The organism is Pantoea sp. Cy-640 (genome assembly GCF_011752635.1).
Taxonomy (GTDB): domain Bacteria; phylum Pseudomonadota; class Gammaproteobacteria; order Enterobacterales; family Enterobacteriaceae; genus Pantoea; species Pantoea dispersa.
The window spans coordinates 278153-290242 of sequence record NZ_VWXB01000001.1 but is presented as its reverse complement, the minus strand read 5'-3'; the positions used below and the strand labels follow the sequence as shown (position 1 = coordinate 290242).

The 12090-nt window shown below is 56.5% G+C and carries 13 protein-coding genes; 11 read left to right on the top strand and 2 right to left on the bottom strand.

Translation table 11 applies throughout. The features are described from left to right. Positions 1-83 precede the first annotated feature (83 nt). Positions 84-281, bottom strand: coding sequence for a DUF6404 family protein (locus tag F3J36_RS01385; RefSeq protein WP_021506369.1), 198 nt, complete (start codon positions 279-281; stop codon positions 84-86). A 268-nt stretch (positions 282-549) separates the two neighbouring features. Between F3J36_RS01385 and F3J36_RS01380 the strand changes: the two genes are divergently transcribed. From F3J36_RS01380 to F3J36_RS01370, 3 genes are all read left to right on the top strand, one after another. Further along, on the top strand, positions 550-732 hold the full coding sequence (locus F3J36_RS01380) for a type II toxin-antitoxin system HicA family toxin (protein WP_058757609.1): 183 nt from the start codon (positions 550-552) through the stop codon (positions 730-732). Between the two features lie 39 nt (positions 733-771). Then, positions 772-1164 (top strand): type II toxin-antitoxin system HicB family antitoxin, encoded by a 393-nt coding sequence (locus F3J36_RS01375; RefSeq protein ID WP_022548759.1) that lies wholly within the window; start codon positions 772-774, stop codon positions 1162-1164. Positions 1165-1248: 84 nt separating this feature from the next. Further along, complete coding sequence (locus F3J36_RS01370) at positions 1249-2505, top strand: mechanosensitive ion channel family protein (protein ID WP_058757608.1); 1257 nt, start codon at positions 1249-1251, stop codon at positions 2503-2505. A 122-nt stretch (positions 2506-2627) separates the two neighbouring features. Here F3J36_RS01370 and icd read toward each other — a convergent pair whose 3' ends face one another. Further along, complete coding sequence (gene icd / locus F3J36_RS01365; RefSeq protein ID WP_010617214.1) at positions 2628-3878, bottom strand: NADP-dependent isocitrate dehydrogenase; 1251 nt, start codon at positions 3876-3878, stop codon at positions 2628-2630. Between the two features lie 101 nt (positions 3879-3979). On the opposite strand from icd, the gene rluE reads away from it, so the two are divergent. From rluE to F3J36_RS01325, 8 genes are all read left to right on the top strand, one after another. Beyond that, positions 3980-4648, top strand: a complete 669-nt coding sequence (rluE, locus tag F3J36_RS01360; RefSeq protein ID WP_166718690.1) for a 23S rRNA pseudouridine(2457) synthase RluE — start codon at positions 3980-3982, stop codon at positions 4646-4648. Positions 4649-4692: 44 nt separating this feature from the next. Further along, on the top strand, positions 4693-5166 hold the full coding sequence (locus F3J36_RS01355; protein WP_031279253.1) for an NUDIX domain-containing protein: 474 nt from the start codon (positions 4693-4695) through the stop codon (positions 5164-5166). A gap of 41 nt (positions 5167-5207) precedes the next feature. Next, a complete protein-coding gene (mnmA, locus tag F3J36_RS01350; protein ID WP_021506375.1) occupies positions 5208-6320 on the top strand; it encodes a tRNA 2-thiouridine(34) synthase MnmA in 1113 nt (370 codons plus the stop codon). 34 nt (positions 6321-6354) lie between these two features. Beyond that, positions 6355-6996 (top strand): high frequency lysogenization protein HflD, encoded by a 642-nt coding sequence (hflD, locus tag F3J36_RS01345; protein WP_021506376.1) that lies wholly within the window; start codon positions 6355-6357, stop codon positions 6994-6996. A 44-nt stretch (positions 6997-7040) separates the two neighbouring features. After that, the gene (gene purB, locus F3J36_RS01340) at positions 7041-8411 is read left to right on the top strand and encodes an adenylosuccinate lyase (RefSeq protein WP_088517708.1); all 1371 of its coding nucleotides are present in this window, start codon (positions 7041-7043) and stop codon (positions 8409-8411) included. A gap of 173 nt (positions 8412-8584) precedes the next feature. Beyond that, positions 8585-9253: a two-component system response regulator PhoP gene (gene phoP / locus F3J36_RS01335; protein WP_010617222.1), complete on the top strand. Its 669-nt coding sequence runs from the start codon at positions 8585-8587 to the stop codon at positions 9251-9253. 3 nt (positions 9254-9256) lie between these two features. Further along, positions 9257-10717, top strand: coding sequence for a two-component system sensor histidine kinase PhoQ (gene phoQ, locus F3J36_RS01330; RefSeq protein ID WP_021506378.1), 1461 nt, complete (start codon positions 9257-9259; stop codon positions 10715-10717). Positions 10718-10774: 57 nt separating this feature from the next. After that, positions 10775-11896, top strand: a complete 1122-nt coding sequence (locus tag F3J36_RS01325; RefSeq protein WP_166718689.1) for a cupin domain-containing protein — start codon at positions 10775-10777, stop codon at positions 11894-11896. The last annotated feature ends 194 nt before the right edge of the window (positions 11897-12090 follow it).

The window sequence follows — 12090 nt, the reverse complement described above, 5'->3', positions numbered from 1 at the left end:
CTGATTAGTGAGCGCTCAGCTTGCCGGATGTCATGCAAATTAGCGTCAGCGCGACGCAAAGCTATGTCGGCAGTTGTGAATAATCAGGCCTGTGCGCGCCGCGCTTTGTAACGCGCCACCATGGTCATTAATGCCTGATAAATCAAACCGGCATACAGGCTCATGACAATCATCATGCCCGGGGTTTTGCCCTGTGCCTGCCAGGAAACAAACCACATAAAAATGCCCCACAGCAGGGAAAAAATCAGCCAGCCTTTTACAAACTTGATCACACCTTGCATAGCACCTCCGGATTGATGAAGGCTGAAGATAGCGGTTCAGCCAGCAAATGGCACGCGCGCCGGTGCCGGGATGTTAACTGTTTCAAAGTTTTACGCAAACCACTATCGCAGCGGGAAAAAGCCGTGGAAAACAGCACGCAGAACGCAGCATCAACGGGTGCCTGTCATGGCCGTCCCGGTTAGTTTGGCCATGACCCGCCGATGTGATGGCAGAGACCGCCTTGCATAAGTGTGTATTGTGTGTATAATTTCACCTACAGGAAGTCCGATGAAGAGCGCGACGCTGATTAAACTGCTGCAAAAGAATGGCTGGAAGCTGGAGCGCATACGCGGCAGTCATCATCAGTTCTCACATCCGGATTTTGCTCATCTGATCACCGTGCCGCATCCGCAGAAGGACATGAAGACAGGCACGCTGATGCAGATTCTGAAAGACGCCAGGCTGGATTGATCCATGCTGGTTTTATTCCGCTTGCTCAGAGGTGACATGATGCTGTTTCCCGCTTTGGTAGAGATTGACGCTGACGGCTCGGCCAGTGGTTATTTTCCGGATGTCACCGGCTGTTATTTTGCCGGTGATACGCCCGAGCAAACGCTGCAGGATGCGCAATCTGCGCTACATGCCCACTTTGAACTGATGGCGGAGAAAGGCTTGTTGATTCCGGAGCCGGCGCAGCACTGGCAGCAGGAATTTAGCCAGCCCGGCGTGTGGATCTACGTTGATATTGATGTCACCCGCTATCTGGGCAAATCCGAGCGCATCAATATCACTATGCCGCATCTGCTGATTGAGAAGATCGATAAGATGGTCAGTAATAACGCGCGCTACAGCAGCCGCAGCCATTTTCTTGCCGAGGCGGCACGCAAAGCGCTGGTCTCGTAGCAACACTATTGCGCACGCGTCGCTTATCGTCCGTGGCCGCTTTATGTTTGAATTCCCGCCTCAACCGGCCGGCATGTGGTTAAAATGAATTACTTACGCGACATACAAACGTTTATTGAAGGCAACACGGTGCTCTCCGCCACCTTCAGCCTGCTGCTGTTACTGGTTGCCGGCATGGTCACCCATCTGATCTGCAAGTTCTTCGTGGTAAAAGTGGTGCGCCGCGTGTTCTTTAGCACGCATAAAAACCAGGTGCCGCTGGATAAAGACGTCCGGCTCTCAGAAAAGCTGTCGAATTTTATTCCGGTGATCACTGTCTATTACCTGCTGCAGTTTATGCCGGACCTGCCCGAGCATCTGCTGATCGCGGTGAAAACCATCTGCGGCATTCTGTTTTTTGTTTATCTGTCGCTGTTCTTTAACGAAGTGCTGGAGATCGTTAATAACTCCTATTCGCGTAAGTCGAAGCGTAAGAACCACTCGATAAAAGGCTATATCCAGATCGGTAAGATCCTGGTGCATATCATTTCCGCCATCATGATTCTGGCTATCATGTCGAACAAATCGCCGGTGATCATCATCTCCAGTCTGGGTGCGGTCGCGGCGGTATTGATGTTAGTGTTTCAGCACACCTTGCTGTCGCTGGTGGCCAATATTCAGGTGTCATCGAACGATGTGCTGCAGCTTGGCGACTGGATTGAAATGCCGGATAACGGCATCAGTGGTGAAGTGATTGATATCGCCCTGCACACTATCACCATCCGCAACTGGGACAATACGCTGTCGCGGATCCCGACCAAAAATTTCCTGACTGAAACCTACACCAACTGGCAGGCGATGTTCTCCTCCGGCGCGCGGCGTATCATGCGCAGCTTTCATCTCGACCAGACCTCCATTCGCTTCCTCGATCAGCAAATGGTGCAGCAGATGAGCCAGATTCGCGGTGTCAGTGAGCAGCTTTCAATCCTGATGGATGGCCGCGATAGCAGCGTGGTCGGTGACCGCTGGTTTGCGGAAAACGGCATTACCAACCTCACGGTGTTCCGTCACTATCTCACCGCCTGGCTGGCACAGCGCGACGATATTAAAAAAGATATGTATATCGTGGTGCGCGCGATGAAACCCTCACCGGAGGGATTGCCGGTAGAGGTTTATTGCTTTACCTCCTCGGTGCTGTGGGTTGATTACGAAAATTCCCAGTCGGCGATATTTGAATTCATCTACGCCATTGTCGGTCAGTTTTCGCTGCGGATTTACCAGCATCCGGCCGGCAATGATTTCTGGCGTTTGTCGCAGGCGCGCGATAGCCAGATCGCTCAGTTACAGCCTCCGGCAGAATAAAGCCACGCATCGCACGGTCGTCATGCATGGCAAACCGGCGGTGACATGAAGTCCTTCCCGCTGCCAGCATAAAAAAAGGGAGCCCTGCGGCTCCCTTTCATATTGCATTTGCTCAGGGCAAATTACATATTCGCGATGATCGCGTCACCAAACTCTGAACATTTCAGCAGCTTAGCGCCGTCCATCAGACGCTCAAAGTCGTAGGTCACTGTTTTGGCAGCGATTGCGCCTTCCATACCTTTAACGATCAGGTCAGCCGCCTCGAACCACTCCAGGTGACGCAGCATCATTTCCGCAGACAGGATCACGGAACCTGGGTTCACTTTATCCTGGCCCGCATACTTCGGTGCCGTACCGTGGGTTGCTTCGAACAGTGCGCACTCGTCACCGATGTTGGCACCCGGTGCGATACCAATACCGCCTACCTGTGCCGCCAGGGCATCAGAAATGTAGTCACCGTTCAGGTTCATACAGGCGATAACGTCATACTCGGCTGGACGCAGCAGGATCTGCTGCAGGAAGGCGTCGGCGATCACATCTTTAACGATGATCTCTTTACCGGTGTTCGGGTTTTTGAACTTCATCCACGGACCGCCATCGATCAGCTCGCCGCCGAACTCTTCTTTCACCAGCTGGTAGCCCCAGTCTTTGAAAGAGCCTTCGGTGAACTTCATGATGTTGCCTTTGTGCACCAGCGTCAGGGAATCACGGTCATTGGTGATGGTGTATTCAACCGCAGCACGCACCAGACGTTTCGTGCCCTCTTCTGAACACGGCTTCACGCCAATACCACACTGCTGCGGGAAGCGAATTTTCTTCACGCCCATCTCTTCACGCAGGAATTTGATCACTTTGTCCGCTTCCGGCGTACCGGCTTTCCACTCGATACCGGCATAGATATCTTCGGAGTTTTCGCGGAAGATCACCATGTCGGTATCTTCAGGACGTTTAACCGGGCTTGGCGTACCTTTGTAGTAACGTACCGGACGCAGACACACGTACAGGTCCAGTTCCTGGCGCAGTGCCACGTTCAGGGAACGAATACCGCCACCTACCGGGGTAGTCAGTGGGCCTTTAATGGCTACGCGGTACTCTTTGATTAAATCGAGGGTTTCCTGCGGCAGCCAGACATCCTGGCCATAGAGTTCGACGGATTTTTCGCCGGTGTAAATTTCCATCCAGGAAATTTTTCGCTCGCCGTTGTAGGCTTTCTTCACAGCGGCATCAACCACTTTCAGCATCACCGGGGAAACGTCAACCCCAATACCGTCACCTTCAATGTAGGGGATGATCGGGTTATTCGGGACATTCAGTTTGCCCTGATCCAGGGTGATTTTTTGACCTTCCGCCGGAACAACTACTTTGCTTTCCATTAACCTCTCCTTCGAGCGATTTTTTGTTAATGATTTGTAAGATGCGCGTCAATACTACTTGAATATTTCCGCCACGCCAATCACCGCAGTTTCGCGCTATAATGCGCCGATTGTTACCAACTGCAAAGCCCATGCGAAAAACTTCTCAACGAATTCACCAGCATAAGCGCCCTGCTGCCCCGGCGCGCCAGCCCGCGCGGCGTGACACGCGGCCAAAAGGTCCGCGTCGCGTCATACTCTTTAACAAACCTTTCGATGTTCTGCCGCAGTTCAGCGATGAGGCTGGCCGCCGCACGCTGAAAGATTTTGTGCCGGTGAGCGAGGTGTATGCCGCAGGCCGTCTCGACCGCGACAGCGAAGGGTTGATGATTCTGACCAACGATGGCGCACTGCAGGCGCAGCTGACGCAGCCGGGCAAGCGCACCGGCAAAATCTATTACGTTCAGGTGGAAGGCGTGCCGCAGGAATCAGATTTATCCCGCCTGCGCAGTGGCATCACCCTTAACGATGGTCCAACGTTGCCGGCGGGCGCAGAAGTGGTGCCTGAACCCGCGTGGCTGTGGCCGCGCACCCCGCCGATTCGCGAGCGCAAAGCTATCCCCACCTGCTGGCTGAAAATCACGCTGTATGAAGGGCGCAATCGCCAGGTCCGAAGGATGACGGCGCACATTGGCTTTCCAACGTTACGCCTGATCCGTTTTGCCATAGGTGATTACCAGCTGCAGGATTTGGCACCGGGCGAATGGCGCGACATCAGCGACCGGACGTAGTTAATACATTTCGATAACGTCAGGTTAACTATTTGGGAGGAACGATGTTTAAACCTCATGTAACCGTCGCCTGTATGGTGCACGCGCAGGGCAAATTACTGGTGGTGGAAGAGCGCGTTGACGGCCGCGTTACCTGGAATCAGCCGGCCGGCCATCTTGAGGCCGATGAAACGCTGCTGGAAGCCGCGCAACGTGAGCTGTACGAAGAGACCGGCATCAGCGCGCAGCCCGACTATTTTCTCGGCGTGCAGCAGTGGATCGCCCCGGACCATACACCTTTTGTGCGTTTTCTGTTTGGCCTCGATCTGCCTGCCACCGTCACCACCACGCCACACGACAGCGATATTGACTGCTGCTGGTGGCTGTCGCCCGCGCAAATTCTCAGCGCAGAGACGCTGCGTTCGCCGCTGGTGGCCGAAAGCGTGCGGCTGTGGCAGCAGGGGGCCCGCTATCCGCTGCAGCTGATAGCCCCGTATCAGTGGCCGTTTCATGAGGGTGCGCACAACGCTTCCGCGTGATAGAATGCGCCGCCTGTTTTTATCGTAATCAAGAGTGCGTCATGTCTGACAACAGCCAGAAAAAAGTGATCGTCGGGATGTCCGGCGGCGTCGATTCTTCCGTTTCCGCCTGGTTACTGCAGCAGCAGGGCTATCAGGTTGAAGGCCTGTTCATGAAGAACTGGGAGGAAGACGATGGCGAGGAGTATTGCACCGCCGCTGACGATCTGGCTGACGCACAGGCCGTATGTGACAAGCTCGGCATCAAACTGCACAAAATCAATTTTGCCGCTGAGTACTGGGACAACGTATTCGAGCACTTTCTGGAAGAGTACAAGGCCGGACGCACGCCGAACCCGGATATTCTGTGTAACAAAGAGATCAAGTTCAAAGCGTTTCTCGAATTCGCTGCAGACGATCTCGGCGCAGACTACATTGCCACCGGCCACTATGTGCGCCGTGCCGATGTCAATGGCACCAGCCAGCTGCTGCGCGGTCTCGACGGCAATAAAGATCAGAGCTATTTCCTCTACACGCTCAGCCACCAGCAGATTGCACAGAGCCTGTTCCCGGTCGGCGAACTGGAGAAGCCTGAGGTGCGCCGCATCGCCGAACAGCTCGATCTGATTACGGCGAAGAAAAAAGACTCCACCGGTATTTGCTTTATCGGCGAGCGTAAATTCCGCGACTTCCTGGGTCGTTACCTGCCGGCCCAGCCGGGCGTCATCGAAACCGTTGACGGCGAAGTGGTCGGTGAACACCAGGGGCTGATGTATCACACCCTGGGTCAGCGTAAAGGGCTGGGCATCGGCGGACGCAAAGAGAGCAATGACGATCCGTGGTATGTGGTCGACAAAGATGTCGCGCGCAATACACTGATTGTGGCACAGGGCGGCGATCATCCGCGCCTGATGTCGGTGGGCCTGATAGCACAGCAGCTGCACTGGGTCGATCGCCAGCCAGTGACCGCAGCGCTGCGCTGCACGGTGAAAACCCGCTATCGTCAGAGCGACATTCCCTGCGAGATCATTCCGCACGGCGACGATCGTATTGAAGTGCGTTTCGATGAGCCGGTCGCGGCCGTCACCCCGGGCCAGTCCGCGGTATTTTACCTCGGTGACGTGTGCCTTGGTGGCGGTATTATTGAACAGCGCCTGCCGCTGACAGAAGCCTGAGTCGGCACTGCCGACGCGTCTACAGGAGTGAAGCGTGGCTAAAAACTATTATGAGATAACGCTGGCGCTGGCCGGCGTTTGCCAGGCAGCCCATCTGGTGCAGCAACTGGCACACCAGGGGCACTGCAACAACGCAGCGCTGCAGGTGTCGCTGCGCAGCCTGCTGGATTTAAATCCAGGCTCAACGCTGGCGGTGTTTGGCAACGATGAAGCCAACCTGCGCCCCGGGCTGGAAGCACTGATGGCGGTGCTGAACAGCGGCAGCCGGCAGGGTGCCAGCGCCGATTTGACGCGTTATACCCTGAGCCTGATGGTGCTGGAGCGTAAACTGCACGGTAACAAAACCGCGCTAAACACCCTGGCGCAGCGCATCGGCCAGCTTGATCGTCAGCTGGCGCATTACGAACTGGAATCAGACACCATCACCAGCGCCATGGCCGGCATTTACGTCGATGTGATCAGCCCGCTCGGCCCGCGCATTCAGGTGACCGGCTCACCGCAGGTGCTGCAGAATTCGCAGGTGCAGAGCAAAGTTCGCGCTGCGCTGCTGGCCGGTATCCGCGCGGCGGTGCTGTGGCAGCAGGTCGGCGGCGGTCGTCTGCAGCTGATGTTTGCGCGCCAGCGTCTGCTGCGCGAAGCGAAAACCCTTTTATCCCGGCTGGGTCCGGCGTATTAAGCGCCGCCCTGCCCTATATTGTTAACGATTCAGGAGTTGCACTGATGGAATTATCCTCTCTGACCGCCGTCTCACCTGTCGATGGTCGTTACGGCGATAAAGTCAGCCCGCTGCGTGCGATTTTCAGCGAGTTCGGTTTGCTGAAATTCCGCGTTGAGGTTGAAGTTCGCTGGTTACAGAAACTGGCCGCGACCGCAGAGATCAAGGAAGTTCCTGCATTTGATGCCGACGCAAACGCTTTCCTTGATGCAATTGTCGCCGGTTTCAGCGAAGAAGATGCGGCGCGTATCAAAACCATTGAGCGCACCACCAACCATGACGTGAAAGCCGTCGAATACTTTCTGAAAGAGAAAGTAGCCAACGTGCCGGCGCTGCACGCGGTGTCTGAGTTTATCCATTTCGCCTGCACCTCCGAAGATATCAATAACCTGTCACACGCGCTGATGCTGGAAACCGCACGCCGCGACGTGATCGTGCCGTTCTGGAACCAGATCATCACCGCCGTGAAGGGCCTGGCGCAGGAGTATCGCGACATTCCGCTGCTGTCGCGCACCCACGGTCAGCCGGCAACGCCGTCCACCATGGGCAAAGAGATGGCCAACGTGGCCTACCGCATGGAACGCCAGCTCCGTCAGCTGAGCAAGGTGGAAGTGCTGGGCAAAATCAACGGCGCGGTGGGCAACTACAATGCGCACATCGCCGCGTATCCGGAAGTGGACTGGCATCAGCTGAGCGAGCAGTTTGTAACCTCGCTGGGCATCAGCTGGAACCCGTACACCACGCAGATCGAGCCGCATGACTACATCGCCGAGCTGTTTGACTGCATCGCGCGCTTCAATACCATCCTGATTGATTTTGACCGCGACATCTGGGGTTACATCGCCCTGAACCATTTCAAACAGAAAACCATTGCTGGCGAAATTGGCTCTTCAACCATGCCGCACAAGGTTAACCCTATCGACTTCGAAAACTCCGAAGGAAATCTGGGGCTGGCCAATGCGGTGATGCAGCACCTGGCCAGCAAACTGCCGGTATCACGCTGGCAGCGCGATCTGACCGATTCTACCGTGCTGCGTAACCTCGGCGTCGGCGTCGGCTATGCCTTGATCGCCTATCAGGCCACGCTGAAAGGTATTTCCAAGCTGGAAGTGAACCGCGATCGCCTGCTGGACGAGCTGGATCACAACTGGGAAGTCCTGGCTGAGCCGATCCAGACCGTGATGCGCCGCTACGGCATTGAAAAGCCGTACGAGAAGCTGAAAGAGCTGACGCGCGGCAAGCGCGTGGACGCAGCCGGTATGCAGGCATTTATCGACAGCCTGGAGCTGCCGGAAGCAGAGAAAGTGCGCCTGAAGCAGATGACGCCAGCCAACTACCTCGGCCGCGCGATTCAGATGGTTGACGACCTGAAGTAATTCCTTGCTCTGAAAACTCAGGCTATGGCAAGTTGGTGTTACCTCAGTCACGCACGTCACGTGGTGGCTGAGGTTCCCCTGCCAGTGCATCACAGCGGAGTGTTAATCTGCGGTTTAGCTGGCGTAGCGTATACTTTTCGCCATCATCACTGAGTTGAAGGTAAGGAAATTCTATGCGTGTTCTGGTTGTGGAAGATAATGCCCTGCTGCGCCATCACCTCGCAGTCCAGTTACGTGACATGGGTCATCAGGTGGATGCCGCCGAAGACGCCAAAGAAGCCGACTATTTCCTGCAGGAACACATTCCCGATATCGCGCTGGTCGATCTCGGCCTGCCCGACGAAGACGGCATGTCGCTGATTCGCCGCTGGCGTGGCGATGCCATTCGTCAGCCGATTCTGGTGCTGACCGCGCGCGAAGGCTGGCAGGCGAAAGTTGAAGCGCTGGAAGCCGGTGCCGATGACTACGTGACCAAGCCGTTCCACATTGAAGAGGTCGCCGCCCGCTTACAGGCGCTGATGCGTCGCAACAGCGGACACGCCTCGCAAATTATCTCCATGCCGCCGTTCCAGGTTGACCTGTCGCGCCGCGAGCTTACGGTGAACGACGCGCCGGTCAAGCTGACCGCGTTTGAGTACACCATTGTTGAAACGCTGATCCGCAATGCCGGTAAAGTGGTCAGCAAAGACTCGCTGATGCTGCAGCTGTATCCCGATGCGGAACTGCGCGAAAGCCACACCATTGATGTACTGATGGGCCGGCTGCGCAAAAAAATTCTCGCGCTGCACCCGACCGAAGTGATCAACACCGTGCGTGGCCAGGGATACCGCTTTGATCTCTGATTTATGAAGCTGCTCCGCCGTCAGCGCCCTTTCTCCTTACGCGCGCGTTTCCTGCTGGCGACGGCGGCGATCGTGCTGTTTTTGTCGCTGTCGTATGGCATGGTGGCGGTCATTGGCTACGTCGTCAGCTTTGATAAAAATACCTATCGCGTGATGCGCGGCGAGAGCAATCTGTTCTTCACCCTCGCGCAGTGGAAAGACAACAAGCTCACCATCGCCCAGCCGGAACGCATGACGCTCAATTTCCCGACGCTGGTGTTCATCTATGACGAGCGCGGTAAGCTGCTGTGGCAACAGCGCGACGTGCCGGAAATCCGCAAAAACATTCGCCGCGACTGGCTGATGAAGCCAGACTTTTACGAGATCGATACCAGCAATCGCACCAGTATGGCGGCGATGGGTAACAATCCGCAGGCACAGCAGCGACTGCACGCGCTGGACAGTGACAGCAATGACACCTTCACCCACTCGGTGGCGGTCAACCGCTACGACGCGACCACCAATCTGCCGGCGCTGACCATTGTGGTGGTGGACTCGATCCCGCAGGAGCTGCAGCACTCAGACGTGGTGTGGTCGTGGTTTAGCTATGTGCTGGCGGCCAATCTGCTGCTGGTGATTCCGCTGCTGTGGCTGGCGGCACACTGGAGCCTGCGTCCGATTGGCCACCTGACTTCACAGGTGCGCGAGCTGGAAACCGGCCACCGGGAAAATCTTGACGACAACCCGCCGCAGGAACTGCGCAGTCTGGTGCGCAACCTCAATCTGTTGCTCACCAACGAACGGCAGCGCTACACGCGCTATCGCACCACGCTGTCGGATTTGACGCACAGCCTGAAAACACCGCTGGCGGTGCTGCAAAGCACGCTGCGCTCGCTGCGCGGTGGCAAAGAGCTGACCATCGAACAGGCTGAGCCGGTCATGCTCGAACAGATCAGCCGCATCTCGCAGCAGATTGGCTACTACCTGCATCGCGCCAGTATGCAGGCGGATCACAACCCGCTGCAGCGCGATCTGCATTCGGTCTCGGCCCTGCTGGATAGCCTGTGTTCCGCGCTCAATAAGGTGTATCAGCGCAAGGGCGTTGAGATCACGCTGGATATTTCGCCGGAGCTGACCTTTATCGGCGATCAAAATGACTTTATGGAAGTGTTGGGCAACGTGCTGGATAACGCCTGTAAATACTGCCTCGAATTTATTGAGGTCAGCGCGCGCCAGACGGAAAACGCGCTGCATCTGTTCATTGACGACGACGGCCCCGGCATTCCCGAAAGCAAGCGCGATCTGATCTTTGTGCGCGGCCAGCGTGCCGATACGCTGCGTCCCGGTCAGGGACTGGGACTGGCGGTAGTACGCGATATTCTCGAGCAGTATGCCGGTCAGGTAATCGCCACGACCAGCCCGCTCGGCGGCGCCCGCATGGAGGTGATTTTTCAGCGGCAGGAAGTTGAACATCACCGCGAGTAGAACCGGGCGCGGGCTGTTATACTTGGCAGCAATTATGGCCCTAACCGGAATCCTCGCATGGACTATCAGCTCGACATCAACTGGCCCGACTTTATTCAGCGCTACTGGCAAAAACGCCCGGTGGTGCTGAAACGGGGTTTCAAAAACTTCATTGATCCGATTTCTCCGGATGAGCTGGCCGGTCTGGCAATGGAAAACGAGGTGGACAGCCGCCTCGTCAGCCACAACAACGGCAAGTGGCAGGTCAGCCATGGTCCGTTTGAAAGCTACGATCATTTGGGTGAAAACAACTGGTCGCTACTGGTACAGGCAGTGAACCACTGGCATGAACCTTCTGCTGCGCTGATGCGCCCGTTCCGCTTTCTGCCCGACTGGCGTATCGACGACCTGATGATCTCGTTCGCAGTGCCGGGCGGCGGCGTGGGGCCGCACTTTGATCAATACGACGTATTTATTATTCAGGGCACTGGCCGCCGTCGCTGGCGCGTAGGCGAAAAAGTGCCGATGAAACAGCACTGCCCGCATCCGGACCTGCTGCAGGTTGAACCGTTCGACGCCATCATCGATGAAGAGCTGGAGCCGGGCGACATCCTGTATATTCCACCGGGTTTCCCGCACGAAGGCTATTCGCTGGAGAACGCGCTCAACTATTCAGTCGGCTTCCGCGCGCCTAACGGACGCGAGCTGATCAGCGGCTTTGCGGACTACATGCTGGCGCATGAGCTGGGCAGCTACCGCTTTAGCGATCCGGATGTGCCGGCGCGTGACTGCCCATCGCAGATTCTGCCGTCAGAAGTAGAAGGGATCCGCAAGGTGATGCTGGATGTGATTAATCAGCCGGAGCAGTTTAACCAGTGGTTTGGCGAATTTATTTCCCAGTCGCGTCACGAACTGGATGTGGCTCCGCCGGAACCGCCGTATCAGCCGGATGAGATTTATGACGCGCTGCAGCAGGGTGATGCACTGACGCGCCTCGGCGGTCTGCGCGTGCTGACGCTGGGCGACGCGGTGTACGTCAACGGTGAGCGCGTCGAGTGCGCGCATCCGTCGGTTCTGGCTGCGCTGGCCCACAAACACGTATTGACGCTGGAAGATTTCGGCGATGCGCTGGACGATCCTTCGCTGCTGGCTCAACTGGCGGCACTGGTGAACAGCGGATACTGGTTTTTTGCTGATTGAGTTGATCAGGTCCTCTGCGCCCGTTTCCCTCACCCCGGCCCTCTCCCGCCCGCGGGAGAGGGAGAAAACCGTGCGACGATTGCAGTAAAGCGCCGGCAACAAGATGCGTAAGAAAACAGGGGCACAAACAGGAGTTAAGGCAATAAACAAAACCTGATTCCCGCTTGATCGGTTCCCTCTCCCGCGAGCGGGAG